Here is a 25,013-nt window from a genome sequence, read left to right on the forward strand (position 1 = left end):
TCTTTAAACAATACTCGTAAATACGATGCCACGTATTAAAGTAATATTTTTAAGAGAAGGTAATAACGGCATTCAACGTGTCATTTATTAATTGGTTGACACCACCAACAGTCACCACCATTAATCCCAGGAGGGAGGTGTTGGCTGGGTTGACAACGTTTCTAACAATGGCGTACATATTATTCGTAAATCCAACAATAGTTGGTGATGGTTTTGAACTAGCCCTAATGCATGCACTGGGTACGAACGCATTAAGTGCGCAGTACCAGGCATTGGTTTACACGATAAAGCTGGGCGTTGCGGCTGGCACGGCAATAGCGGCTGCCTTTGGAACATTATTCATGGCGTTCTACGCGAGGTTACCCTTCGCAATGGCCCCTGGCATGGGTGAGAACTCCTTCATTGCGTATTCCGTGATCCCAGCCTTCACAACGGTGTTGCTTGGCATGGGTGTTGTTGGTTCTCAGGCAGCCGTGATAGCATTGATGACTGCGATAACGGCTGTGTTCATTGATGGCTTAATATTCCTATTCACTGCATGGTCAGGGATTAGGGAGAGGATCATTAAGTCAATATCGCCTAATTTATCCATTGGCATTAGCGTTGGTATTGGATTGTTCATAACGTTCATAGGGCTCTCACTGGGTGGTTTCGTAATACCTGGCAGTGGTACACCGGTCGCCTTTAATACGAGAGCCTTTGTGACCCCCCCGGCATCGATACTCGCGTTTGTGGGTTTCATACTTGCGGTATTCCTATATATTAAGAGGGTACCGGGCGCGTTCCTGATAACCATAGTCACGATAACCCTGGTAAGCCTCGTGTTTGGCCTTGCCAAGCCACCATCAACGCCAGTCCAGTTCCCGGTGTTTACCACATCGATAATACCCAACCTACCCAATAACATTGAGTGGTGGTTTAGGCTCGTGAGCTTGGCCTTCCCCGTGGCTTTCTCGCTGTGGATGATAGAGTTCTTTGATGGTATAGGCACAATAGTGGGCCTATCCAACAGGGCCGGTCTCGTGGATAGTAATGGCAGGCCCATTAATATAGGAAGGGCATTGTATGCAGACGCCATTGGTACTATTGTTGGTGCATTGGCTGGCACAACGACGACGGTCATCTACGTTGAGTCAGCCTCAGGGATAGAGAGTGGTGGGAGGACTGGGTTGACGTCGTTGGTGACTGGGCTATTATTTCTTGCGTTTTTACCGCTGGGGCCTATAGTGGTTATGATACCTGACTGCGCAACGGCGCCAGTACTGATACTGGTGGGTTTAATGTTTGTGTCGTTAATACCCAGGATAAACTTTAACGACTTAACCGAGGCCATACCGGCCTTCGTGGCCATGATAAGCATACCACTTACTTACAGCATAGCCACCGGCATTGGCCTGGCCTTCATAACTTACACGCTCACTAAGCTCGTTACTGGCAGGTTCCGCGAGATCTCAGTGACAACCTTGGTAATAACGATAATATTCATCCTATACTTCACGGCAATGGTCCCCCATGCTCAATCCATAAACACAGTAATAATTATGGGTATATCAAGGCATTCAAAGCCCTAGGTAATGGAAGCGGGAAACCCCCAACCTGCAGTGAGGATATCCTTAAATAGTTATATAGACGTATGCAGCATTAATGAGCTCGCAAGAGTTCATAAACCTACTTAAGAAACTAAGTGAGGCTTTTGGCCCGTCTGGCTTTGAGGATGAGGTCAGGGACTTAGTAATCAAGGAGTTGGAGCCTTATGTTGATGACTTAATGATAGATAGGTGGGGGGGCAATGTAATTGGTATTCGGTACGGCAGACGGAAGGACTTGAAGGCCATGGTTGCGGCTCACATTGATGAGATTGGCCTATTAATTGATAACATTGATAAAAATGGCTTCCTGCGGTTTCGGGCCATTGGTGGTTGGAACGAGGTAACCCTTGTCAGCCAGAGGGTTGTCATTAAGACCGCCGATGGCAGGAAGATCAAGGGTGTAATCGGTAGTAGACCACCTCACGTTACGCCACCTGGTAAGGAGAGGGAGGCCCCTGAGCTTAAGGACTTATTCATAGACATTGGGGCTTCAAGTGATGAGGAGGTTAGGAAGCTTGGTGTCAGGGTTGGCTCCGTGGCCGTCCTAGATAGGGATTTAGAAGTCCTTAATGAGGATGTCGTCACAGGTAAGGCATTTGATGATAGGGTCGCGTTGCCGTAATGCTTTGGGCCGCTAGGCATTTGAGGGATAGTGAGGTTACGGTTTACTTCGTAGCCACCGTTCAGGAGGAGGTTGGTCTTAGGGGGGGTGCCCAGATCGCTGCTGACAGGGTCTACCCAGACTTTGCGATTGCCCTTGATACCACAATCGCCGCTGACGTACCCGGCGTTAATGAGCGGGAGTTCGTGACTAGGATTGGTAAGGGACCCGCGATTAAGGTTATGGATGGTGGTAGGGGGGGTAACGTATTCATTGCCCACCCAGCATTGACGAACTTCTTGGTTTCGGTTGCCGAGGAATTGAAAATACCATACCAACTGGAGGTGCTGATTGGCGGCACTACGGATGCCCTGGGTATTGCCTTTAGGAGGGATGGTATACCGGCGACCACCATATCAATACCCACAAGGTATGTTCACAGCCCTGTGGAATTACTGAACATCAATGACGCACTAAACGCCGCTAAATTACTTAGCGAGTCACTATCCAAAGCCAATGATAGACTTATTCAGAGCCTTAGGGAGAAGACGATTAAGTCTAAATTGACATGACGTAGCATTATTTACCTTAATAATTGATTAACAATGCCTATTGCATTATTTATCAATTCCTCAACCCTACCCGCACTAAGGGCCTCACTATAAATCCTCAACTTGGGTTCTGTGCCACTACCCCCCCTAATTAGGACCCAGGAACCATCACCAAACACAACCTTAACACCATCAATAGTTACGGGCCTTGGATTCGGACCTAACGAGCTAAGCATCTTAAGAAGTGTGTCCTTATTGTCATTTACAAACTTCTTTGAATTCCTCATGTCCAAGTCAACCCTCTTGAAGTAAGCCCTACCGTACTTGCTCCTAACATCGCTCACCAGGTTTGTTAGGCCTCCGTACTCAGATGCCATGGCTATTATTAGAGATGCCGTGTATATACCATCCTTATCAGGTATGTGCCATGAATACACAAGGCCACCGCTCTCCTCACCACCCATGTCGGCCTCTCTATTCAGTATTGCCCTGGCCACGTACTTAACACCCACCGGAACCTCAACGATCTTAAAGCCGTACTTGGCAGCTATGTTGTCAAGTATGTGCGTTGTGGATACCGTCCTAACAACACCCGTCTTTATTATTGATGCAGAGGCCAACCTCTCGACTACTATTGGCAGTATGTCGTTAGCGCTTAAGTAACCGTGAATCCTATCAACTAGGGCTATCCTGTCTGAGTCACCATCATGCGAAATGCCGATGTCGTACTTACCAGCCGTCACCTCCTGGATGAGCTCGGGTATGTTTTGCGGCTCTGGGTTTGGGTCCCTGCCTCCGAAGCTTGGATCGTAATTATTGTGAATCTCCGTAACCTCCATGCTGAGTCTCCTCATAACCTCACTCGTGTAGCCTATTGAGGTTGCGTAGATCGGATCAATGATTACCTTGAACCTACTCCTTGGCCTGAACATTTTGGTTACGCTTTCATAGACGTAGTTAATATACTCGGGAGCTGGATCCACGGTGGGTATTGGCCTTAATTCAATGGTATTAACCGATTTATTAATATCATGCCACTCCTCATTATATAATCTTTCTATTTCCTCCGTATCCTCCTCCTGAACCGGTGATCCCCCCCTGCTTGTTATTACCTTAAAGCCGTTGTATATTGATGGATTATGACTGGCCGTGATCTGAATAACAAGGTCAAAACCGAACCTAAAGCCGTACCAGGCAGCCGCCGGGGGGGTTGGTGTTGGCTTATTAACCGTAACGACATCTAACCCGTGGTTTACAGCCACGCTGGCTGCAATGTACGCGAAGTCCTTAGACTTCCTCCTGGCGTCGAAACTTACCAAGACCCTACGTAACCCATACCTACGTGACCAATAACGAAAAGTCGACTCAGCAAGCACGGCAACCAAGAACTCCGTGAACTCCGTATCAATAACACCACGCACGCCATCTGTTCCAAAATGAAACGTGAGTTTATCGTTCATTACTTAAGACCTATTAAACAACCCTTAAATTAATTTTATCCCTCTGCATTATCATGAAAAAGCTCCTTAACCACGCTCAACCATTCATTGACTACCCTAGGTACACTAAAGGCCATAGCCCTCTCCCTAGCCCTAGCCCTCATTAAATTATCATAATTACCCTCCCACAGTTTAACCGCCAACCTAACAAACTCCCCCCCTGGATTATCCACCAACCAACCCGTCTCATTATTAATCACTGTCTCCCCCCCTGGACCTTGCCTACCATAGGTGAGGACTGGCGTGCCGCATGCCATAGATTCAACCGGTACATACCCAAAGGGCTCATGAATGAATGGAAATACCGTAAACTTCGCGTTGGCGTATAACTTAACCAACTCCTCATCACTGACCCTACCTCTATAATCAATGTTCCTATGCCTAACGAACCAACGCGGCAGCCAGGGGGGGACCTTGGAGCCGAAGGCCACTATCCTTATCCCCCCCGCATTGGCCATGGCCCTAAGTACATTAAATTGGGTCTCCTTACCCACGTAGGTCAACACATAGTCCTGGGTGGGGGGGTTGGGCACGGGTTTAAAGAAGTCCGTATTCACCGGCGGATTTATCACACCCCCCCAAACCCTAACGTTTCTTGATATTACAGCTTCCGCTGAGTACCTCGAGTTGGCTATTACGTATTTAGAGCGTGATAGTGCCCTATGGTATGTAGAATCCGCGGCAATTATTAGTGGTGTTGCAAGGTAATAACCCAGCCTATAGTGTATTGGGAATTCCCTACTTAAATCCCTGAGTAGGTCACCTACGTAGCCCTGCGCATAGAATATGGTTGCTGGTATTGGTAACTCAAAGGATAGATTTATTGTTAGGCAATCATCGCGATAATTGATCAAACCCCTTATACCATTCATTAGCCATATTAAAAAATGCCCAGACTGCCCAGAAAGCGGAGGCCTTAGTCCAAGGTCCCTTACCTTAATACCTACGTACTCAAGGTCCTTCTCAACCTCTTTACTCACATATGGCGCAACAACATTAACGTTAAATCCCATCTCAATGATTGACTTACCGAGTAAATAGGCAACCCTAATTGGCCCCCCCGTTATCCCATCAATCCCGTCAGTTATCAATGATATGCATGGCATGGTTATAGGTTAACCCCCCCATTGTCCATGTACATCCTCGCAAGCCTTAGGTAGGCCTGGTAATTATTCCTAATGTACTCCCTATCCGCATCCGTGGCCTGCCTAATTACCTTGGCAGGCACACCAACAACAATACTATTGGGTGGTACCTTAGTTCCCTGGGTAACTACGGCGCCAGCCCCCCCCACAATACTACCACTGCCAATTACTGCTCCATTTAGGACTATGGCGCCCATACCTATTATTACCTCATCCTCCACCGTGGCGCCATGCACGATAGCCCTATGCCCAATGGTGACGCCACGCCCGATCCTAGCTGGAAAACCAACGTCTGTATGTATTACAGCGCCATCCTGAATATTCGAGCTATCGCCAATCACTATGCTATCCTCATCACCCCCCCTGATGACGGCGTGGGGCCAGATACTCACGTTATCCCCCCCAATAACCACGTCCCCCCCAATTACGTAGGCCGTACTCGCTATGAAGACGTTCCTGCCAATCCTAGGCACCTTATCCCCCCCAACCCTCACGATGGGCATAGCCTAGTCATTAATCTGCATTATTTAAAGTATTAAGGCATACATCACGTAAAGTAATGCCGCTTAAACGCTTAAAAGGCATTGAGCAGTCATTGATTGCATGCCTAGGATTGATGTACTCAATGCATTGCTTGGTAGGGGCGGATTCCTAGATGATTATCCGTATAAGGGGAAGTTCGGAGTATTCATTAGAAGCCCATACCCACACGCCAGGGTACTAAGTATTGATGCATCAAAGGCCGTTAGCGAGGGAGCCCTCGTACTCACTGGTAAGGACTTCATAGCGAGAACCCTGGGCTCGACAGAGAGGGAGGGTGCCGGTCTCGAGACATTGCCTTTGGCAGTAGATAAGGCCCGTTACCAAGGCGAACCGGTGGCCCTAGTGATTGCTGATGATCCTACAGGGCCATGGATTTGGCGGAACTCGTTGATGTTCAGTATGAACCGCTAAAGCCCGTGCGTAATATAGATGACGCCTTGAAAAACGAGTCACTGGTCTTCGAGGAGTTGGGTACTAATATCGTTCAATCGCAGGTGATTGAGTACGGCCAAATGCCCAGTGGGCCAAGGGAATTAGAGCTTAACCTTTATTGGTCAAGGAGTTCTGGAAACCCCATAGAGACCTTCGCAGCCATAGCATACCCGGAGGGTAATGGAGTCACAATAATTTCCAACCTGCAGGGAGGTAAATCAATAACCGCCGAGATAGAGAGGTCGCTGGGTATACCCATTAAGCATGTCCCGGTGAGGCATGGGGGGGGTAGCTTCGGCTCTAAGTTCTCCCTAGTCAGGTACTTAATAATCCTGGCATACGCCGCCTATAAGTTTAAGACGCCGATTAAGTGGGTTGAGACGAGAACCGAGCACCTAATGGCATCCAACTCAAGTGGACCCGAGAGGAGGTTTAGAATTAAGGCTTACTTTGACGGTGACGGCATTGTCAAGGGACTGGACATCAGTATTTGGGAGGACGCGGGCGCCAGCAGGAGTAGTGGACAGGCCTTTAAGCCCCCCCTGGGAATATTGGCTGGTCCGTACAAGATTAGGAACCTGAGGTATAACGCCACGGTCGTGGCAACCAACAAGAACCCCCCCGCAGGCGCCTTTAGGTGCTGGAACGCCCCCCCTCATACCTGGGCTTTGGAAAGAGTCATGGATGCGATAGCTGATGAGCTCAACGTGGATCGGGCGGAGGTAAGGAGGAGGAACTTAATTGATTCATTCCCGTACGAGGCACCCTACGCGTATTATGACTCAGGTAATCCAAAGGGGCTTCTCGAGCTCGCCCTGTCGCGCAATGACCTATTCTCCCTGAGGGATGGGAATACGGGCGTTGGTATTGCCGTGTCGACAGACCCGTCAACGCCGCAGGGTACTGAGGGTATTAAGTTGAGGATTAGGAATGGTAAGATAGTCGTGGGTCTTGGGTTTGGTGGTGAGGGCCAGGGTAATGAACACACGGCTGTTAAGCTCGTGTCCCAACTCCTCGATGTGCCCATGGATTGGGTCACCTATGAGTACTTACCAAGTGATGAGAGCCCGGAGGCCTTTGGGCCTGGTGGTAGCCGCATGGCAGTGTTCACGGCAGGTGCCGTGCTTGGCGCTGTCGAGGAGTTGAGGGCTAGGTTGTATAATAAGGCCGTTAGGGTGCTCGGCAGTAACATTACGTATGAGAGGGGGGGTACTTCCGCTCTAGTGATGGTAGGAAAGTCAGTATTCTCGAGCTTGGCGATGAGGAGGTCACCTTCACATACACCGCGGAGGCGAAGATCGGTAGGTACATAGCATACCCATTTGCCTGTGACATTGCCGTTGTTAGGTATGAGGATGGCAGGCTTAAGCCCATTAAACACGTGGTTTATCTTGACCCGGGCAATGTAATAGATGAGGAGCTCGTTAAGGAGCAGGTAATGGGTGGCACCGCGATAGGAATATCATTGGCGCTTTACGAGGCTTACAGGTATGATGAGGACGGCAACCTACTAACACTGAGCTTCGGTGATTATGGGCTGCCAACGGTCATGGACATACCGGAGATTGAGGTTCATCTTGTCCCATCACCATCCCCCCCGGTGACTCCAATGGGTGTTAAGGGGATTGGTGAGGTGCCCGTGGGCGTGGCCGCGGCTGCCGTGACAAGCGCCGTGGAGGACATACTAAGGAGGAGGGTTGGTAAGGTTAGGATTGATAAGGTGCCCATTGACCCAGCATTACTTACACAAAGTATTTAAATTAAGTATCAATTGAGCCATGGTATGTCCTCAACCACCACATTCGATATCAAGATTAAGTCTATACCAAGGGATCCACGTAACACACTCATAATGGCATGCCCTGAACCGTCATTGGCCTCCATAGTGGCCATTGAGTATCTCGTAGAGACCCTCAAGATGGAGGAGATTGGTTCAATAAAGCCGAGGGGTCATGTACCTATCGTCACCGTCATTGACGGTGCGGCCAAGTTACCCTATAGGTTATTCTTCGATAGGGAACACGCAATTGTTGTGATTAGGCAGCATGTGCCGATTCCACCAATGCTCTATAGGCAGTTCGTGGATAAAATACTGGATTGGGCTGAGGATAATGCCGTGGGCAGGGTCGTATGTCTGACCTCGACACCACTCCTTGGCGAGCAAGAGAGCGATAATGTTTATTTTGTCTCTGAGGAAGAACACGTCGATGAGTATAAACAACTTGGCTTAATACCGCTTCGTGAAGCTACGATAACGGGTATCGAGGCCGTGTTCCTTGATTCAGTACTTTCCAGGAATATAAACGGTGTGTTGCTACTTGCTGAATCAAAGGTATTAACCGCGATCAATAGGTTAATCGAGAGTGGTAAGTTATCGAGCCACAAGGATGTATTGACAATACTTAATCAAATGGTTGGTAGGTATGGACCCGACGTTACTGCAGCCCTAAAATTAGTTAAGGCATTAAGTAAGGTTGTTGGTTTTGATATACCTGCCGATAAGTTAGCCGAGCATGCAAGTAAGTATGCTTTCTTAATTGACAAAAACCTGGAGATGTATATGAAGCCGCCGAAGGAGGAGGAATTACCTGTATACTATTAATCATTTTAAGGAATTGATCAGGCATTCACTAAAATACACACCTCACATAGCCGCCATCAATTAGGATCATTGATCCATTTATATACGCAGCCTTATCACTGGCTAGGAAAGCAACCAAGTAACCGATTTCCTCAGGCCTTCCATACCTACCCGCCGGTATCTCCCTACTCCACGCCTTAATAACCTCATCAACACTAATACCCCCCCTGGCCCTAGCTCCTCCTGAGCCAGTTGGTTTATCCTCTCGGTCATTATGTAGCCCTGCATTATTCCATTAGCCGTTATTCCATACTGCCCATACTCAACGGCCAACGACTTAACTAAACCAGCTAGGCTGAGCCTGACGGTGTTTGAGAGTACCAGGTTCGGTATTGGCTGCCTAAGGGTTAGCGATGTTACGTAAATCAACCTACCCCCCCAGCCCCCCCTACTGACCATGTTATTAACGACACGCTTCGTGAGCCACACGGCACTTAGGAGCAGTAGTCTCGTTGCGTACTCCCAATCATCCTCACTCAATTGTGAGAATGTACCAGGCTTTGGAGGACCAGCATTGAAGACCAAAATGTCTATGTTACCAAAGGTACTCATTGCCTCCTTGACGAGTCTATCTACGTCATCCTTAACCGTTAAGTCAGCCTTGACAGCTAGCACCTCAGTACCACTCTCCTTAACAATGGTCTCCCTAGCCCTGGCGAGCTCATCCTCACGCCTAGCACTAATGACGACCTTAACGCCCTCCTGGGCGAGTACCCTGGCTATGCCAAGCCCAATACCCCTGCTTGAGGCTGTCACGAGCGCGACCTTACCCTTTAATCCCAGGTCCATACAGGTTAGCTTTGTATTTACCCCCCTTATTCAATGTGACCCTACAATTCGTTAATAACACATGTAATGCCAAGATTTATATTTTAGTGCCTTCACGTAAGTGGCGATGAGTTCTCTTGAAATTGATTTGCGAAGGAGGGATCGGTACGAGGATATAATAAGGAGCATTAATGAATATGGGTCATCAGTAAAGGAGGTGGTGTTTGAGAATTTACCTGATGAATTAATGGTTCCATATCAGAGAATACGTGAATTATATATTCAAGAAACAATGAGGGATAAGGGTAGGATTGACATTAACTCCCTCACCCAGTTATACATGAATGTACCCAAGACAGAGGAACTCCTGAGGTACCTACTGCTTGCCACGGTATTATTCACGGGATTCCGAAACCTGAGAAATGAGGTGATATATAGGATTATACGTAGGAATTACGACATGGTAGGCCGCCTAATCTCAAGCCCTGACTACTCATTAATTAATGACGTAAGTATGAAGTTGCTAAATGATTATGAGGGTGAGGGTATTAAGGGTGAGGACATTCAGGAAGTAAGTAATGCTGTTCATAGTTTCGTTTATGGCCTAAGGAAGTTGATAAAGGCCTACGGAACAACGCTACTCAGGTGGATACCCAAGTTCCGCGACATAAACGATTTTGAAAAGTCACTACAAATGTTCTATCCACCGAGGACCAATGAGAGGAGGAAGAGGGCCATTAGGACATTCATCAGGTGGGTATCTCATGAAACCAACCTGCCAGTGGCGCTCGGCATAATTTCGAGGGGGGGTGGGCATAGGCGCTATACAATGGTTGCGGATGTTTATAGCACCATGGTCACAATAAGGAGCGGCGCGTTTTTGGCCCTGAACAATGACCATGCAATGAAGATACTAAATAAGATATTGGTTAACAAGGATGGCGGGGGGGTTACAGTAAAGGTCGATGAGGTTAAGGGGGGGCTAGTTAGGGCAACAGGTAGGTTGAGCAATGACCCAATAACCTATGAGAGGGGTGCGTTCAGGATAGGGCATGAGTACTGCTCAAAACTTAAATGCAGCGAGTGCCCCCCCTTAAATAAGGTATGCATGAAGTTTACCTGGGTGAACGTTAAATGAGTATAAACATGCCTGAGGACCTGAAGAAACTCATTGAGGAAATAACAATGAACAAACTAGGCACAATTAAGGGCAAGATAGAGACTCTGAGCTTCGTCGACTCAGTGATTGAAGAGCTCAAAAGGAGGGGGCATAACTTTGAATGATGATTTAGAGGCAATGGCAAGACCCTACGTTGTTGATATACTGTGGTCACTGAGGAAGAGGGGCATTGTAAACATGGATGAAGACCTACTACACTTCTCATTGGCAAAACAGGAGTCTTAACCAATACTAATAAATTGATTTAGCCAGTAAACAAAATTGCCCCCCCTGCATGCACCCACACCAAGGCCCGCCCGGGTCTTGGCCTGGGCGGGTCATAACTTATTTAATTCGGCATTGACGGTGCCATCCTCATGAACACTCACATTCGCATAATAACCGTTAAACAATGGACCGGGATTAACAATTACGGTATTACCCAACTTATCAATACCCCCTTGATTCATGAACATGACCGCATAAAACAACCAGTGGCTTAACATCCTCAACCAATCTCCTCACAGACCTACTACCAATGTGCTCGCCATTCCAAGCCCTGTCCACACTCGTACCATGAGGTGGATAATGAGACACGAGTATTAACCTAGAACCAAGATCCCTAATGCTGTCCGCGGTAATTGGATAACCAGCCAGGTAAAATGACCCAACAGGTACCACACGCCCCTCAATTAGGTACTTTTGAACCCTTGATCTAATGCCGTAAGGATCCATATTACCTACAACCGCATACACAGGCCTGCCATAATTACTTAATACGTCTAGTACCTCTGGATTTTCGAAATCGCCGCTTACGACTATTGCATCAAAATTCCTGGCAATACTGCTTATTAATTTTATATATTGCATATCACCATGAACATCAGATATATGCAATATTTTAATACCCATTAATATTTTACCGAGTTATAACACCTAAATTAAGTTTCCCCACTAGGTATTACTTAAAAATAATTATTAAATGTTAATCACTATGACGCTGAAAACAAGTGGAAATATATCTACATGGCGTAAAGTGGTTGCTGGCATACTACTTGTGATACCATGGATACTGTACACGTTATTACCGATATATAACATGGTACAGCCTGAGCTTGGCGGTATACCATTCTTTTACTGGTTCCAAACACTATGGTTAGTAATATCGTCAATACTCTTCATAATCGCAGTACTATTGCTTTACCCCAGTAAGAGGTGATGGGATGAGCGCAGCGAGCCCACTGGTTGGCCCCCTTGGGTTGGGGGGGTTTATTCCTCGGGTTCTTCGTGATATTCGTATTCCTGGGCTTCTATGGCGCCAGGTGGCGTAGGGGGGGTGACCTCAGTCAATTACACGAGTGGGCTTTGGCTGGCCGTAGGCTAGGTACATTCCTTGTCTGGTTCCTGGTTGGTGCCGATCTCTATACAGCCTATACATTCGTTGCAGTACCATCCACCGTGTTTGCTAGTGGTGCTCTTTACTTCTATGCTGTCCCGTACGTAGCCACGGTATTTGCACTGGCCGCGGTTACAATGCCAGCACTCTGGAGGTGGAGTAGGCTAAGGAATTATGTTACAGCTGCCGACTTCGTTCAGGATAGGTTCAAGAGTAAGTTACTGGCTGGCTTCATTGCCGCCACCGGAGTTGTTGCTGAGTTCCCATACATAGCCCTACAAATAGTTGCATGCAGGCCGTACTTACGATAATGCTCCTTGGCATTGTTAAGAACGTAAAACTCGTCAGTGATATCGCATTGACAATATCCTTCATAATACTAGCCGCGTTTACATACACCAGTGGCTTAGGGGGCGCCACATTAACGGCAGTCTTTAAGGACGCGCTCGTATTCCTAGGCGTCATAGCCATACTTGCTGCTGCGCCCTTCGCAATACCAGGTGGTTTCGCAACGGCCTTTAAGGCCGCGTCACTCAAGGCATTACCAACAGGCGTCTCCACGCTTAAGGACCCATTCTTCATAACATACACAACACTCTGGGTTGGTAGTAGCCTAGCCCTATACCTATACCCGCACTCAATTAACGGCGCCTTAAGTGCCGAGAGCGATAGGAAGCTGGCAATGAGCACGGCGCTTCTCCCAATATACGGCATCGCGTTAGCATTGCTTGCCATGTACGGCATATTAATATACGGAAGCTCAGAGGCAATGAATATACTAAGCCTATTCCCACCATCTAGCAGGGGTATCCTGGTAATACCAACGCTCGCCGTAACAACACTACCCGAGTGGTTGGCTGCCTTAGCCTTATTGGGCGTATTTGTTGGTGGTCTCGTACCTGCGGCGATAATGGCAATGGCTCAGGCAAACCTACTGGTTAGGAACATAATTAAGCCACTTTACCCAAGGATAACGCCTCAGGGTGAGACCAGGGCTGCTAAATGGGCATCCGTCATCTTCAAATTCCTGGCGCTCGGCTTCGTATTCATCGTACCTGCGACATACGCCATCTGGCTTCAGTTATTGGGCGGTATAATAATTACGCAGACGCTTCCGTCAGTGTTCCTTGGTTTAGTAACTGATAGGCTCGATAAATACTCATTAATGGTCGGGTGGGCCGTTGGCTTAGGGCTTGGCGTTTACTTATTTGTAACGCCTCATAAGCCAGCCGCGATGTCTCCGTTATACCCAATAGCTGGGCATTTGGTGTACATAGCCGTTATAGCACTGGCCATTAACCTACTAATAGTCCTCATCGGTACTGGCATTGCCATGGCAATCAGGGGGGGAGGAAGGACCTAATGCAATAGAGCTAAGAAATGTTTATTTACTCAAAATCACAATCACTCATTTCGTGGTCTTGGTAAGGGTTATTGAGAAGTCAGACCTGTACCTAAAGGCCGTCGTGGATGGGGTTACACCGCCGCTTGTTAACTCACTACGTAGGGTCCTCATCTCCGACGTCCCAGTCCTAGCGATTGACGAGGTGATAATATTGGATAACACCTCCGTGCTTTACGACGAGGTACTTGCACATAGGCTGTCCATGATACCCATAAAGACAGACCTAAAGAAGCTACCGAAGATTGAGGAGTGCGAGCAGGAATTAGTCGACCCAAGCCTATGCCAGGTTAGGTTTGAGCTTAATATTGAGGCTAAGGAGCCAATGGTGGTCTACAGTAGGGACTTGAAGTCAGACGACCCCGAGGTTAGGCCCGTTTATGAGGATATTCCAATTGCTAAGTTAGTGCCTGGGCAGAAGATAGTCCTCGAGCTTATGCCAGGCTTGGTAGGGCTAGGAACCACGCCAAGTGGCAGGCGGGTTTGGCGTCGTATTACTACTACCCGAAGGTAAGTATTGTCGGTAAGGCTGATGATAAGTGCAGGGTTTGCCTTGAGGTATGCAATGGCGCCCTCGAGATTAGGGACGATGGCTCAATAGTGATTAATGACGTGCTCAAGTGCACCTTCAATAAGTGGAAGACCTGTGAGCAGGTATGCCCCCCCGCATTGAAGGTTGATTGGGATGAGAATAAGTACGTGTTTTGGGTCGAGAGCTTCGGAAACATGCCTGTCGAGGACATGGTTAGGGAGAGCTTCAGGATTCTTAAGGGTAAGTTCCAGGAATTCGTTAGCGAGATGGAGCTTGAACTATCAAGGGGGGGTCAGCACCGAGTAGTGAATTAGTTGCTGGGGGGGAGGCCGAGGAGTCGACGCAAATACCTGGCGAGGAATTTGGTACTGAGGAGGAACCAACCGAGGAATAGGGGGGGCATAGTATTTACGGCTGCGAATTATTTAAAAAGGGTTGCGTCAACGTTAACACGCATGCCGCCAAACCCAACGGTCCCACTAATGTGGAGCTTCGCATGTTGATTAGATTCCTTAGGCGCGCGGCCAATGAGTATAAGGCGGGTATTTGGGATTACGTGGCTGACTTGCTTGAGAAACCCACTAGGCGTAGGGTTGAGGTTAATGTTGGCAAGATAAATAGGTTTGCTAATGATGGTGATGTGGTTGTTGTGCCAGGTAAGGTGCTTGGTTACGGCGTACTAAGCAAGAGAGTCACGATAGCCGCCTGGTCCTTCTCAAAGGGCGCCCTTGAGGTCATTAAGAGGTCTGGGGGGGCTGAGGCGATCACAATACCTGAGCTTGTTAGGAGGAATAATAAAGGTAGTAATGTTAAGATAATAATTTAGGGTGGTGGCCATGAGCAGCAAGGTGATTGTTGTGGAGAGGAACCCGCCTGAACTGAATGAAATCGTTGTTGATGCTACGAATCACGTCGTTGGTAGGCTCGCCTCAGTGGTGGCTAAGTGGGCGCTTGAGGGTAGGAGGGTGGTCATTGTCAATGCGGAGAGGGCAGTCGTTACTGGGGGGGACTTTAACATGGTGCTTAATTGGTACAAGACGAGGATAAGTGAGTGGTTGACGCATTATAACCCCGAGAAGGCCGGTCCAAAGATTCCTAGGAAGCCTGACAGGATTTTGAGGAGGGTTATCAGGGGGGTATGCTTCCAAGGAAGGAGTTTAGGGGGGGTAGGCAGGCGTATAGGAGGGTTAGGGTTTTCATGGGTGTTCCGCCTCAGTACATGAATGTTGATAAGGTGGTAATAAAGGGCGCATTATTATCTGTTAGGCCTGGCGCCAAGTACGTGACACTGGAGGAGCTTTGGAGCCACATAGAGCCTAAGCAGTATGAGGCTTGGAGGAGGGCTAAGGAGGCTTGGGAAGCTAGAATGGCGAAGCTTAAAAAGGCTGAGAGTAAGGGTGGTAGTGCATGAGTGAGCAGGGTAGTGAGTCAACGGCTTTACCCAGGTCTGTACCTAACGCCACTGTTCAGGAGGTAGCTGGGGCTAGGGTTGTAATTGCCGTTGGTAAGAAGAAGACTGCCATAGCCAAGGCAGTGGTTAGGCCTGGAATTGGCAGGGTTAGGGTTAATGGCGTTCCAATCGAGATCTGGCCCATTGAGATGGCTAGGATGAGGATGATGGAACCACTGCTGCTCGCGGGTAAGGAGTTAACGAGTAAGGTGGACATTGATGTTACGGTGAGGGGGGGGTGGAGGCTTTATGGGGGGGGCAGGCAACCGCCGTTAGGATGGCAATAGCCAGGGGGGGCTTGGTCGAGTACTTCCAGAACTCGAAGTTGCTTGAGCTTTACATGACATATGACCCATCAATGATCAAGGGAGACCCGAGGAGGACAGAGCCTAAGAAACCAGGTCTAAAGCATGCTAGGTCGAAACGTCAGAAGGCATATAGGTGAATTTCCCTACCTCCTATTTTTCATTGCAAAAATAATTTAAAGGGGGGGCTCATTACTGCGTACCTAATGATTGTACCCATTAGATGTTGGACCTGCGGGCGACCACTTGGTCATTTATGGGAACCATTTAAGCAGAGGGTCTTAAATGGCGAGAATCCTGAGAAGGTCCTCAATGACCTTGGTGTCACACGTTATTGCTGCAGGAGAACGTTACTTGCCCACATCGAGCTTATTGATAGAGTCCTTGAGTACTCTAAAATCGAGAGTGAGTAATTTAATAAATATCATATATAGTCCTAGATAGTACTACTTTTAACACTCTTAAATGGTGCTAAGACTTAAATATAGGCTTTCTCGACACGTCATTAATGGAAAGGCCACAACAACCAATGAAGGTACTGCAAAAAATGGTTGGCAAGCACATAACCATAAGGCTTAAGAACAATAAGGTATTGAGGGGGGGTGTTCTCGTGAATTACGACGACTGCATGAACCTAATAATTGACGAAGGTGAGGAACTCGATCAGAAGGGTGAGAATGTGGTTGTTAAATACGGCAGATTAGTGATTAGGGGGGGTACGCAAGTGCTGTATATAACGTCTGAAGAAACAATGGGTGATGGGCATGGCCAGGACAATAACAATAAACACAATAGATAGGAAACCTGTTTCAGAATTGAATGTGGAGTTAGTGGAGAGGAAGGGCCTTGGGCACCCAGACTACATAGCGGATGCTTCGTCCGAGGCCGTTAGCAAGGCCTTGTCTAATTACTACCTTGAGAAGTACGGTATAATCCTACATCATAACGTAGATAAGGTACTCATTGTTGGCGGCCAGGCTAATCCACGGTTTGGCGGTGGCGATATTATTCAACCAATATACATACTCGTCGCTGGTAGGGTGACAACCGAGGTTAGGACCGCCACGGGCGTTGAGAAGGTGCCGATAGGCACGATAATAATATCGGCAATTAGGGATTGGATTAAGAATAACTTTAGGTTCCTTGATCCGGATAAGCACGTGGTCATTGATTATAGGGTTGGCATGGGCTCGACGGACTTAGTTGGTGTTTATGAGCTTGGTGTTAAGGCAACGAGGATACCGTTAGCCAATGACACTTCAATTGGCGTTGGGTTTGCGCCATTAACTGACACGGAGAAGCTAGTACTTGAGACTGAGAGACTACTTAACTCCAGGGAGTTTAAGGCCAAGCTCCCTGAGGTTGGTGAGGATGTTAAGGTAATGGGGGGGCTGAGAATTGGTAAGGACGTTAAGTTAACGATAGCCTCAGCAATAATTTCATCCCTAGTTAAGGATAAGGACCACTACCTAAATATTAAGGAGGAGATCAAGAATAAGGTGCTTGACCTAGCCACAAAAATCGCGCCTAATCTAACTGTTGATGTTACCGTTAATGCCGCCGACAAGCCAGAGCACGGTATATTCTACTTAACGGTGACTGGCACGTCTGCAGAGCACGGCGATGATGGAGCCACTGGACGTGGTAATAGGGCCAATGGATTAATAACACCAATGAGACCCATGACCATGGAGGCCACGGCAGGCAAGAACCCAGTTAGCCACATTGGTAAGCTTTACAACGTACTCGCCAATAAGATTGCTGAGAGGATCTATGGCGAGGTTAAGGGATTGAAAGAAGTCTACGTCTACCTATTAAGCCAAATTGGTAAGCCAATTAATGAGCCCCCCCTGGTTGCGAATGTGGAGGTTCTTCCAGAGCCTGGCGTCACATTGAGCGGTGAGGTTAGGAATGAGATTGACGGCATAGTTAATGAGGAGCTCGATAACATAACATCACTGACCGAGCTCGTAGTTAAGAGCAAGGTGTCGTTATTCTAACACACCACTCCTCAAACGCCTATACTCATTTATCATCTTTCTTAACTGATCCTCATCAAGGGCACTGAGGAATTCCCTACCAAGGGATTCAATGGCATTATTAATAATAGACCTATCAATGAATAAGACCTCACTTAATGAACCGTTATAAACCATGCCGATGGGTATAACCCTCAAACCCCCCCTCTTCCATATTGGCCTTAGCATGCTCTTTTCAGTAATATCGATGAGAACCACGGAGTTTATGCCGATGCTTATTAACTTATCAATACCCACACTCATTAACTCCCCAACACTCATCACAAGGATGGAATTATGTATCTGAGCCACTGAGTTAAGGTCGAGCCCCTCGGAGTACCTTATCAACACGTACTTACTACCCCTTAAGTACTCAAGGAAGTCATTCATTAGAGTCCTCATGTTACTCTCAAGCTCCTTAATCCTAAGCTTATACTTCTCAATATCGCCCTCAAGCATGTCAATCCTGGCGTACAACGACCTAACGACTTGGTCCTTCCTAACCTCAGCATCGTAATTATTAATCAACTCCTCAAGCTTCTCCTTAGTCTCGCTATATAGCTTATTCAATCTCTCAATCTCAGCATTTAAAGTCCTTATCATGCTCTCATACTCCTCACGCAATTTATCACAATCGCACTCACACCTCTCAGTAGTCAGTAGCCTGACCTCCTGCTGTGGTTGAACATCAATCCTCCTACTAACCTCATCAATTGCCTGCCTTATTGACGCACCCTTAATAACGAGGGCCTTCGCATCATCAATAGCCTTGGCATAAGCCTCCTGACCTCCTCCTCAACCCTATCAAGCTTAGGCTTCAACTGAATGAATGCCTTATAGGCCGCCGCCAGGGCATCCCTCATGTGTGGGTCCTTAACGGCGATTCCCTGCTCACGGGAAATCTTAATTGCGATCTCGCTCTTCTCGGCAATGCTCAGGTCCCTATCTGGGTAGTAAATCACTGCACCAACCATTGCAGCCAACTTCTTGGCATAGTCTGAGGGTTTGGCTGTATCCACAGCAACTAGGACTGGCGTACCGTATTGATACACAATCCTAAGCACATGCCTCCTACTCAGGTTCTTACCGCTTTGCAGTGTCAGCACGTTACCGTTTAGGTCAAGAACGGCCACCCCAGTGACTATGCCTGGGTCAATGCCAATAATCAGCTTCCTATCCTTAGCAGTACTTATGCTCTCAGCACCCTCCTGCTCCGTTAATCCAACGAACTTTATTGAGTCCGTTGGTACTGACTCTATTATCACCTTAACATCCATACTCTTACGCGGCTTAACCACGGACCTAACGAGACTCCTATCAGCATATACGATGAATACCACGGACCTCAACCCCTCACTCTCCGGTGTTATGAACATGTCATAATCAAGGCCATTACTCTCCAACCTCTCCCTAATCTCCTTAGCCAAGTACCTAATCCTATGGGCAATATTCCTCTCGAACCTATTCCTACTCATGCCGCCCGGCGTGGTCGATATCGCGGCCTTAACAATTATCTTAGTCTCAGGCTCATAAACCTTAACAATAGACCCAACACCCATTGCGCACAGCCTCGCGAGGTATTCAGCGGTTGAGTCTGGGTCGAGCTTAGCCACATCCAATCCAAAGTACTTATTAACAAGGAGCTCCATCGTCTCATCAACGTCAGGCCTAACCTTCGTTACCTGGATTAGGTACACATTAAACGGGAGCCTACCGAGTCTCTTAATTATTGAGGGGCTCAACTCCATTAATTCGCCAATATTGTCAATGGCTATGGCCTTAGGCCTAACCTTCTTAACCATCTTTATTAAGTCTTGAGGATCAATGACCCCCCCTTCTCAATTATTTCGCCGTTACTAAGTATCGCGTATGAGAACCTCCTACCATTGATGTCAATCCCAATTATCGGCCCTGAACTCAACTCCTCAATAAGCATTACTTAAGCCTAGATTACTATCAACCTTACTTAAATTTGTTTATTCACGACTCACTACACATCCTCGAATTCCTCCTCCTTCTCTGAGCCCATGAGCTCACTCAATCCCTCACTACCGAGCAACTCCTCAAGGGCCTCCTCAAGACTCTCCTCCCTAACCTCCACATTACCAACCACGTAATTATAGACCTCATAAACATCAACATCAAGCCCAAACCTCTTCATAAAGTACTTAGTTATGTTCGTGACATCTCTACGCAGCATATCCAAGGCGCCTGGCGCATTCCTTGGTACCCACTGAGGCCAGTCGATGATGTACGGCTCACCACTGTCCAAGTCAATCATTATATTAAATTCGCTTAAGTCCCCCATGAACAATACCAACATCTGCAAATAACTTCTTAATACCCTCAATAATGCCCCCAGTACAGGTCCTCGGGATTGTCTGCATCACCAACCTCGGATAACTGCGCACCGTTTATGTAGGACATCACTACCGTGTGCCTATTAACGGTTATTGGCCTGGGCACGTTAATCCCAGCATTATATGCGAGGACCAGTGCCTTGTACTCAGCATGGGCTGAGAGCCTCGACTCATAAAGCCAAGTTATATGCCTCCTACTCCCAATCCAAGCCCTAAACCTCCTAATCTGCCTAAAACTCGTCCTGCCAAGCCTATGGAACTTAAGCACGACCTTGCCATCACCGACAGCATCACCTGCATATACGTCAGACTCCTTACCAACGCCAATCGGTGTTGGGCTAACCTTCTCGATAATGCCCCCCCTCTTGGCAAGTGTGTGCAGCGCCAGTGCGTCGTAGCCCATGAAGGTGAGCCTATAACCAGTGTAATTACCCCCCCTGTACCTAATTACCATGCCAAGCGCATTAAGTTTTTTCAGGGATTTACCAATTAATTCCTCAGGCCTCTTACTCCAGTCAGCAATGACCTCAATCGGCACATACTCAAACTTCCTATGACCAATCTCAATAACCCTAAGTACCCTAAGGTCAAAGGAATCCAATTGATCATACGCATTAACGAGACTTTTAATACTCAATTAATCACCACAGTTGCTAGAATTAGTACGCCAAATTTAAATCAAACTACCACATAAATTTAAGGAAAAAGCATATTAAATAGAGCTAGATTACAATAACGTGTTTGATTACACACCTAAACAATTAACACTTAGACAGAGCCTACTCGCCGCCATCAGTACAATGCTCGTCTGGGGGGCCTTGAGTACTACGACATTATACTTTTCACGTCGTTAGCGCCAATACTTGAGATGTACTTCTTCCCATCAAAGGTGGCAGAGGTAAGCGCTATAGAGACCTGGGGAGCCTTTGCGACGACGTACTTCGTCAGACCCATCGGCGCAGTAATATTTGGTTGGGTTGGTGATGTCAGCGGAAGGAGGCTGGCGACTATATCGGATGCTGCGCTCGTGGGATTGGCAACACTCGCAATAGGTTTATTGCCCACGTACCGCACCGCCGGTGTCCTAGCACCAATACTACTATACCTAATGAGGGCACTTCAAGGAATTGGACTTGGGGGTGAAGCAGGTGGCGGCGCGGCCTGGGCCCTTGAATTAACGCCTAAAGGCATTAAACCCTACATAAATGGTGTTATGTATTCGGGGCTTTCATGGGCGGTGTTCCTAACGTCATTCGTGACCCTAAGTATGAAATCGGCAATGCCGCAAACCTTCAGCGTTTATGGTTGGAGGATACTCTTCATAACGGGTGCCATACCAGCTAATAGCCTTAGTAATCAGGCTCTGGGGGGGCTCGGAATCCCTCGAGTGGATTGAGCAGGTTAAGTCCAAGGGGGGGATTGTTAAGGTACCGCTTGGAGTTGTTTTATCCCGCTATTGGGTACCATTCATTGCATTAATACTGATTAACCTAGGATTAACGATTTACTACTACGGCGGATCGGGTTACTGGCCCTATGTAATGCGTGACATAGTTGCACCAAAGTTACAAATACCAAGTGAGCAGGCCTACAGGTGGGCCCTACTGCTTGGCGTATATGGCGGTATAGGCGCCGTGGTTGGTGAATTGCTCAGTGGATTTCTGATAAGGGCGTTGGGCCTTAGGGGGGGGTCCTTCATCGTACCATCAACACTCCTATTGGTGCTAAGTCCATTCATTGTTTACCTAGCATTCACGCTAAACCCATTATCAACATATGCAAGCCTATTGATGGGGGGGATCCTCTTTGGCCTAGCCGCAGCGCCCCAGACACTCTACTTCACTTCAATATTCCCAACAGAGGTTAGGTGGAGTGCCGTGGCCTTTGGATGGAACTTAAACGCGTCAATAGGCCCATTATCCACGGCGGCTGTAATGCTAATCCTAGATTCATCACCAAGTAGTCCAGCAATGCTTGCTATATACGGCTCAATAGTGATGATTATTGGGGGGGCATTGCTGGTAATCCTGGGCTCACTGATAAGGACTAGGGAGTACTAGCGCCCTTGGTATTTCGTAAATAATGCTCAAAAGCAATGAGGGTCAGGTATTGCTCATTTGTTATTGATAATTCATCATTATACCTACCAACAACCTCAATTGCATCATCAGCACTCAACCCCCCCCTCCTATACATTAGGTATGCGGCTATGACCGTGGGTGACCTACCAATACCTGCATGGCAATGAACGAGGACGGGCTTACCGCTCATTATATTCTTATCAATCCAGGTAACAATATTATAAAGAACGTCCTCAGGCGGTGCATAGCCATCCCTAGTCGGAACGTGTAAATAATCCATGCCTAACTTCCTCAACGTATTTATGTATTCATGGAAGTCCCAACCCTCCATGGCGAACTCCCACTCCTCAACGAGTATCACCACGGCCCTAATCCTCATCCTATGCCACATGGCCACCGTGTCCTCATCAAGCGGCATTGACGAGCCCGCCAGAGCGCCCTCAATTACCCAGTACGGGAATTTCACCATTGCGCTTCATCACCTAAATGACTTGGTATTTTAATACTTATTCTCTTTAGAGTTTAATTAGGGGTGTTTGGTTCAATTCTTTATTTACTTAATTATTATGGCTGTAATTTATGTGAATATATTTAACTGAATATTATTGAATTATCGATAACAACGCACTTAAATATAACCACTTGGTTAATCCATCTATGACGGTTTTTAGAATACTGCGAGTCGACTTATCAAGAGAGCACTTCACCGAGGAGGTAATTAAGGAGGACCTTCTAAAGAAATTCCTGGGTGGTAGGGGGATTAGCCGCGTACTTAGCCCTTAAGGAAATACCAAGGGGCATTGACCCATTAAGTCCAAGCAATAAGTTATTCATATTTTCAGGCCCATTGAGTGGTATAGCCACGATATCCTCAAGTAGGGTTAACGTAACCACGAGGTCTCCATTGACAGGGGGGGTTTACACCCACGCAAATGCCGGTGGCAACTTCTCATACTGGCTTAGGAGGTCTGGCTATGATGGCTTAATAATCGAGGGTAAGGCTGATGAACCGGTATACCTGGTTATTAAGGATGGAGAGCCAAAGCTAAAACCAGCCAAGCACATCTGGGGGGGCAAGTGGACTGGGGCCTCCACTAAGATAATACTTGAGGAGAATGGATTCCCACCTGATGAGACAAAGGCTGGCGTTGCTGTGATTGGACCAGCTGGTGAAAACCTTGTTAAGTTCGCAGGCATTAGGATGAGCGATTATGAGAGGTTCGCAGGGAGGGGGGGCGGCGTTGGTGCCGTCATGGGAAGCAAATTACTTAAGGGAATACTGGTCTGGGGGGGAACGAGGGACTTAAGCAAGGAGCTCGTTGATAAGGCCAAGTTCATGAAGGTTAATAGTGATATTGTTAAGAGGATTGCAACTCATGATACAACTAAGGTGCTTCATAAGTACGGTACAAACGTATTGATGAATATCGTGCAGTCAATAGGTGCGCTACCTCACTATAACTTTGGCGGTACTGGGAAGATCGCGACGTGACACCAGTCAGTGAGGAGTATATAAAGGACCATTACCCAACGGAGACCCACGGCTGTTATAACTGTCCAATAGCCTGCACGCAAATGCCCACGGTTAAGTCCGGCCCATTTAAGTTCTCCGTTACTGAGAAGTACGTGAAGCAGGAGTATGAGAATACCTGGGCCCTTGGACCTAATGTTGGCTCAATAGACCCGGAGGCTAATCTCAGGTTCCAGAAGTTGGCCAATGAACTTGGCCTAGACACCATAAGCCTAGGTAACACCCTTTCAATGGCCATTGAACTGGCTAAAAACGGCAAATTGAACCTAGACATTGACTGGGGTGATGCGGGTTCCCTTGAGTACTTAATACACAAGATTGCCTATAGGGATGGCATTGGCGATGAATTGGCAGAGGGTGATTACAGGTTAGCCGTTAAGTATGGGATGCCACAATTATTCGTCGGATCAAGAGGACAGGGGGGGCTACCTGCTTATGACCCGAGGGCACTCAAGGGCTTCGCACTAGCTTACTACACGGCCAATAGGGGGGGCGGCGACCACCTGGAGGCCTACACACCGACTTGGGAGATATTTGGTGTTCCTGAGAAGGTTGACCCATTCTGCGAGACGCAGGAGTGCATTGAGAAGCAGGCAAGGATTGTTAAGTGGAACCAGGACTTATTCGCGGTTGTTGACTCAACGATATTCTGCAAGTTCGAGAACCTAATGCCCAACATAGATACCGAGAAGGACTTCGCAGACCTATACAACGCTGCCTTTGGATGGGACTTAACACCACAGGACGTGCTCACGACTGGTGAGAGGATATTCAATGTGGAGAGACTGCACTGGGTTAGGGAGGGTAAGTGGGTTAAGGATGAGTTACCGCCTAGGATGAGGGAGCCAATACCGGACGGCCCCGCCAAGGGCCACACAGCGTCCAAGATGTTTGACGAGGGAATAAAGGTGTATTATAAGCTTAGGGGGGGTTGGGTTGATGGCAAACCCACAAGAGACACACTAAAGAGGTTAGGGCTTGAGGAGTTTGAGTACCTCTTATAATCACGT

At 47.6% G+C, this 25,013-nt stretch carries 24 protein-coding genes and 7 pseudogenes; 22 read left to right on the forward strand and 9 right to left on the reverse strand.

The window, feature by feature from the left end; translation table 11 throughout:
- Nucleotides 1-77 precede the first annotated feature (77 nt).
- Together JCM11216_RS09240 and JCM11216_RS09245 are read left to right on the forward strand one after the other, a co-directional pair.
- Entirely contained in the window at nt 78-1,571 is a 1,494-nt protein-coding gene (locus tag JCM11216_RS09240) for an NCS2 family permease (RefSeq protein ID WP_243675907.1), read from the forward strand.
- A gap of 73 nt (nt 1,572-1,644) precedes the next feature.
- Nucleotides 1,645-2,762: pseudogene (locus tag JCM11216_RS09245) on the forward strand (M42 family metallopeptidase).
- Between the two features lie 11 nt (nt 2,763-2,773).
- On the opposite strand, the gene JCM11216_RS09250 reads toward JCM11216_RS09245, so the two are convergent.
- Genes JCM11216_RS09250 through JCM11216_RS09260 form a run of 3 tightly spaced genes read right to left on the reverse strand, consistent with a single transcriptional unit; the run spans nt 2,774 to nt 5,888 of the window.
- Nucleotides 2,774-4,201, reverse strand: coding sequence for a phosphoglucomutase (locus JCM11216_RS09250; protein ID WP_054854032.1), 1,428 nt, complete (start codon nt 4,199-4,201; stop codon nt 2,774-2,776).
- Nucleotides 4,202-4,236: 35 nt separating this feature from the next.
- Entirely contained in the window at nt 4,237-5,346 is a 1,110-nt protein-coding gene (locus JCM11216_RS09255) for a glycosyltransferase (protein WP_054854033.1), read from the reverse strand.
- Between the two features lie 2 nt (nt 5,347-5,348).
- The gene (locus JCM11216_RS09260; RefSeq protein WP_054854034.1) at nt 5,349-5,888 is read right to left on the reverse strand and encodes a gamma carbonic anhydrase family protein; all 540 of its coding nucleotides are present in this window, start codon (nt 5,886-5,888) and stop codon (nt 5,349-5,351) included.
- A 100-nt stretch (nt 5,889-5,988) separates the two neighbouring features.
- On the opposite strand from JCM11216_RS09260, the gene JCM11216_RS18565 reads away from it, so the two are divergent.
- From JCM11216_RS18565 to JCM11216_RS09270, 4 genes are read left to right on the forward strand one after another with little or no spacing between them, the layout of a single operon-like run.
- Nucleotides 5,989-6,339, forward strand: coding sequence for a hypothetical protein (locus tag JCM11216_RS18565; RefSeq protein WP_243675908.1), 351 nt, complete (start codon nt 5,989-5,991; stop codon nt 6,337-6,339).
- Nucleotides 6,297-7,673: a molybdopterin-dependent oxidoreductase gene (locus JCM11216_RS18570; RefSeq protein ID WP_243675909.1), complete on the forward strand. Its 1,377-nt coding sequence runs from the start codon at nt 6,297-6,299 to the stop codon at nt 7,671-7,673. The genes JCM11216_RS18565 and JCM11216_RS18570 overlap by 43 nt, the downstream gene beginning before the upstream one ends.
- A gap of 20 nt (nt 7,674-7,693) precedes the next feature.
- Nucleotides 7,694-8,119: a molybdopterin-dependent oxidoreductase gene (locus JCM11216_RS18575; RefSeq protein WP_243675928.1), complete on the forward strand. Its 426-nt coding sequence runs from the start codon at nt 7,694-7,696 to the stop codon at nt 8,117-8,119.
- Between the two features lie 24 nt (nt 8,120-8,143).
- Complete coding sequence (locus tag JCM11216_RS09270) at nt 8,144-8,962, forward strand: PAC2 family protein (protein WP_054854035.1); 819 nt, start codon at nt 8,144-8,146, stop codon at nt 8,960-8,962.
- A gap of 28 nt (nt 8,963-8,990) precedes the next feature.
- Here the strand turns inward: JCM11216_RS09270 and JCM11216_RS09275 are convergent.
- Nucleotides 8,991-9,790, reverse strand: a pseudogene (locus JCM11216_RS09275) (SDR family oxidoreductase).
- Nucleotides 9,791-9,896: 106 nt separating this feature from the next.
- Here JCM11216_RS09275 and JCM11216_RS09280 point away from each other — a divergent pair.
- Nucleotides 9,897-10,907: a hypothetical protein gene (locus JCM11216_RS09280; protein WP_054854036.1), complete on the forward strand. Its 1,011-nt coding sequence runs from the start codon at nt 9,897-9,899 to the stop codon at nt 10,905-10,907.
- A gap of 8 nt (nt 10,908-10,915) precedes the next feature.
- Nucleotides 10,916-11,053, forward strand: a complete 138-nt coding sequence (locus JCM11216_RS18580) for a hypothetical protein (RefSeq protein ID WP_243675910.1) — start codon at nt 10,916-10,918, stop codon at nt 11,051-11,053.
- Between the two features lie 325 nt (nt 11,054-11,378).
- Here the strand turns inward: JCM11216_RS18580 and JCM11216_RS09290 are convergent, their stop codons facing one another.
- Entirely contained in the window at nt 11,379-11,798 is a 420-nt protein-coding gene (locus JCM11216_RS09290; RefSeq protein ID WP_243675911.1) for a metallophosphoesterase family protein, read from the reverse strand.
- A gap of 124 nt (nt 11,799-11,922) precedes the next feature.
- On the opposite strand from JCM11216_RS09290, the gene JCM11216_RS09295 reads away from it, so the two are divergent.
- The 11 genes and pseudogenes from JCM11216_RS09295 (at nt 11,923) to JCM11216_RS09340 (ending at nt 18,013) form a co-directional block, all read left to right on the forward strand.
- Nucleotides 11,923-12,147, forward strand: coding sequence for a DUF3311 domain-containing protein (locus JCM11216_RS09295; protein ID WP_243675912.1), 225 nt, complete (start codon nt 11,923-11,925; stop codon nt 12,145-12,147).
- A 26-nt stretch (nt 12,148-12,173) separates the two neighbouring features.
- The gene (locus JCM11216_RS18585; protein ID WP_243675913.1) at nt 12,174-12,635 is read left to right on the forward strand and encodes a hypothetical protein; all 462 of its coding nucleotides are present in this window, start codon (nt 12,174-12,176) and stop codon (nt 12,633-12,635) included.
- Nucleotides 12,614-13,687, forward strand: a complete 1,074-nt coding sequence (locus JCM11216_RS09300) for a hypothetical protein (RefSeq protein ID WP_243675914.1) — start codon at nt 12,614-12,616, stop codon at nt 13,685-13,687. Before JCM11216_RS18585 ends, JCM11216_RS09300 begins: the two co-directional genes overlap by 22 nt.
- A gap of 52 nt (nt 13,688-13,739) precedes the next feature.
- A pseudogene (locus tag JCM11216_RS09305) lies at nt 13,740-14,572 on the forward strand (DNA-directed RNA polymerase subunit D).
- Nucleotides 14,573-14,761 carry a hypothetical protein gene (locus JCM11216_RS09310; RefSeq protein ID WP_054854037.1) on the forward strand — a complete coding sequence of 63 codons (189 nt, stop codon included), beginning with the start codon at nt 14,573-14,575 and terminating at the stop codon, nt 14,759-14,761.
- On the forward strand, nt 14,755-15,084 hold the full coding sequence (locus JCM11216_RS09315) for a 50S ribosomal protein L18e (protein ID WP_054854038.1): 330 nt from the start codon (nt 14,755-14,757) through the stop codon (nt 15,082-15,084). The genes JCM11216_RS09310 and JCM11216_RS09315 overlap by 7 nt, the downstream gene beginning before the upstream one ends.
- A 10-nt stretch (nt 15,085-15,094) precedes the next feature.
- Nucleotides 15,095-15,669, forward strand: a pseudogene (locus tag JCM11216_RS09320) (50S ribosomal protein L13).
- A pseudogene (locus tag JCM11216_RS09325) lies at nt 15,666-16,153 on the forward strand (30S ribosomal protein S9). Before JCM11216_RS09320 ends, JCM11216_RS09325 begins: the two co-directional pseudogenes overlap by 4 nt.
- Nucleotides 16,154-16,219: 66 nt before the next feature.
- Nucleotides 16,220-16,426 (forward strand): DNA-directed RNA polymerase subunit N, encoded by a 207-nt coding sequence (locus JCM11216_RS09330; RefSeq protein ID WP_013335221.1) that lies wholly within the window; start codon nt 16,220-16,222, stop codon nt 16,424-16,426.
- A 95-nt stretch (nt 16,427-16,521) separates the two neighbouring features.
- Nucleotides 16,522-16,812: a small nuclear ribonucleoprotein (Sm) gene (locus JCM11216_RS09335; RefSeq protein WP_054854040.1), complete on the forward strand. Its 291-nt coding sequence runs from the start codon at nt 16,522-16,524 to the stop codon at nt 16,810-16,812.
- Nucleotides 16,772-18,013: a methionine adenosyltransferase gene (locus JCM11216_RS09340; protein ID WP_054854041.1), complete on the forward strand. Its 1,242-nt coding sequence runs from the start codon at nt 16,772-16,774 to the stop codon at nt 18,011-18,013. The genes JCM11216_RS09335 and JCM11216_RS09340 overlap by 41 nt, the downstream gene beginning before the upstream one ends.
- Here the strand turns inward: JCM11216_RS09340 and JCM11216_RS18590 are convergent.
- From JCM11216_RS18590 to JCM11216_RS09350, 3 genes and pseudogenes are all read right to left on the reverse strand, one after another.
- Complete coding sequence (locus JCM11216_RS18590; protein ID WP_243675915.1) at nt 18,005-18,634, reverse strand: hypothetical protein; 630 nt, start codon at nt 18,632-18,634, stop codon at nt 18,005-18,007. The two genes, JCM11216_RS09340 and JCM11216_RS18590, sit on opposite strands and share 9 nt — an antisense overlap.
- Before the next feature lie 119 nt (nt 18,635-18,753).
- Nucleotides 18,754-19,833: a DUF460 domain-containing protein gene (locus tag JCM11216_RS18595; protein WP_243675916.1), complete on the reverse strand. Its 1,080-nt coding sequence runs from the start codon at nt 19,831-19,833 to the stop codon at nt 18,754-18,756.
- A gap of 188 nt (nt 19,834-20,021) precedes the next feature.
- Nucleotides 20,022-20,992, reverse strand: a pseudogene (locus tag JCM11216_RS09350) (serine/threonine protein kinase).
- A gap of 267 nt (nt 20,993-21,259) precedes the next feature.
- Between JCM11216_RS09350 and JCM11216_RS18600 the strand changes: the two are divergent.
- On the forward strand, nt 21,260-21,787 hold the full coding sequence (locus JCM11216_RS18600; RefSeq protein ID WP_243675917.1) for an MFS transporter: 528 nt from the start codon (nt 21,260-21,262) through the stop codon (nt 21,785-21,787).
- The gene (locus JCM11216_RS18605) at nt 21,720-22,451 is read left to right on the forward strand and encodes a hypothetical protein (RefSeq protein ID WP_243675918.1); all 732 of its coding nucleotides are present in this window, start codon (nt 21,720-21,722) and stop codon (nt 22,449-22,451) included. The genes JCM11216_RS18600 and JCM11216_RS18605 overlap by 68 nt, the downstream gene beginning before the upstream one ends.
- Here the strand turns inward: JCM11216_RS18605 and JCM11216_RS09360 are convergent.
- Entirely contained in the window at nt 22,438-22,941 is a 504-nt protein-coding gene (locus tag JCM11216_RS09360) for a dual specificity protein phosphatase family protein (RefSeq protein ID WP_054854042.1), read from the reverse strand. The genes JCM11216_RS18605 and JCM11216_RS09360 overlap by 14 nt on opposite strands.
- Nucleotides 22,942-23,129: 188 nt before the next feature.
- Here JCM11216_RS09360 and JCM11216_RS09365 point away from each other — a divergent pair.
- Nucleotides 23,130-25,007 (forward strand): annotated as a pseudogene (locus JCM11216_RS09365) (aldehyde ferredoxin oxidoreductase family protein).
- The last annotated feature ends 6 nt before the right edge of the window (nt 25,008-25,013 follow it).

The organism is Vulcanisaeta distributa JCM 11216, assembly GCF_001315985.1.
Taxonomy (GTDB): Archaea; Thermoproteota; Thermoprotei; order Thermoproteales; family Thermocladiaceae; genus Vulcanisaeta; species Vulcanisaeta distributa_E.

Excerpts from the sequence above, each read along its gene's own strand:
- JCM11216_RS09250 (WP_054854032.1), bottom strand. The coding sequence starts at position 4,201 with ATGAACGATAAACTCACGTTTCATTTTGGAACAGATGGCGTGCGTGGT.
- JCM11216_RS09255 (WP_054854033.1), bottom strand. The coding sequence starts at position 5,346 with ATGCCATGCATATCATTGATAACTGACGGGATTGATGGGATAACGGGG.
- JCM11216_RS09260 (WP_054854034.1), bottom strand. The coding sequence starts at position 5,888 with ATGCCCATCGTGAGGGTTGGGGGGGATAAGGTGCCTAGGATTGGCAGG.
- JCM11216_RS18565 (WP_243675908.1), top strand. The coding sequence starts at position 5,989 with ATGCCTAGGATTGATGTACTCAATGCATTGCTTGGTAGGGGCGGATTC.
- JCM11216_RS18570 (WP_243675909.1), top strand. The coding sequence starts at position 6,297 with ATGGATTTGGCGGAACTCGTTGATGTTCAGTATGAACCGCTAAAGCCC.
- JCM11216_RS09270 (WP_054854035.1), top strand. The coding sequence starts at position 8,144 with ATGTCCTCAACCACCACATTCGATATCAAGATTAAGTCTATACCAAGG.
- JCM11216_RS09280 (WP_054854036.1), top strand. The coding sequence starts at position 9,897 with ATGAGTTCTCTTGAAATTGATTTGCGAAGGAGGGATCGGTACGAGGAT.
- JCM11216_RS18580 (WP_243675910.1), top strand. The coding sequence starts at position 10,916 with ATGCCTGAGGACCTGAAGAAACTCATTGAGGAAATAACAATGAACAAA.
- JCM11216_RS09290 (WP_243675911.1), bottom strand. The coding sequence starts at position 11,798 with ATGCAATATATAAAATTAATAAGCAGTATTGCCAGGAATTTTGATGCA.
- JCM11216_RS09295 (WP_243675912.1), top strand. The coding sequence starts at position 11,923 with ATGACGCTGAAAACAAGTGGAAATATATCTACATGGCGTAAAGTGGTT.
- JCM11216_RS09300 (WP_243675914.1), top strand. The coding sequence starts at position 12,614 with ATGCAGGCCGTACTTACGATAATGCTCCTTGGCATTGTTAAGAACGTA.
- JCM11216_RS09315 (WP_054854038.1), top strand. The coding sequence starts at position 14,755 with ATGTTGATTAGATTCCTTAGGCGCGCGGCCAATGAGTATAAGGCGGGT.
- JCM11216_RS09330 (WP_013335221.1), top strand. The coding sequence starts at position 16,220 with ATGATTGTACCCATTAGATGTTGGACCTGCGGGCGACCACTTGGTCAT.
- JCM11216_RS09335 (WP_054854040.1), top strand. The coding sequence starts at position 16,522 with ATGGAAAGGCCACAACAACCAATGAAGGTACTGCAAAAAATGGTTGGC.
- JCM11216_RS09340 (WP_054854041.1), top strand. The coding sequence starts at position 16,772 with ATGGGCATGGCCAGGACAATAACAATAAACACAATAGATAGGAAACCT.
- JCM11216_RS18590 (WP_243675915.1), bottom strand. The coding sequence starts at position 18,634 with ATGATAAGGACTTTAAATGCTGAGATTGAGAGATTGAATAAGCTATAT.
- JCM11216_RS18595 (WP_243675916.1), bottom strand. The coding sequence starts at position 19,833 with ATGGTTAAGAAGGTTAGGCCTAAGGCCATAGCCATTGACAATATTGGC.
- JCM11216_RS18600 (WP_243675917.1), top strand. The coding sequence starts at position 21,260 with ATGTACTTCTTCCCATCAAAGGTGGCAGAGGTAAGCGCTATAGAGACC.
- JCM11216_RS09360 (WP_054854042.1), bottom strand. The coding sequence starts at position 22,941 with ATGGTGAAATTCCCGTACTGGGTAATTGAGGGCGCTCTGGCGGGCTCG.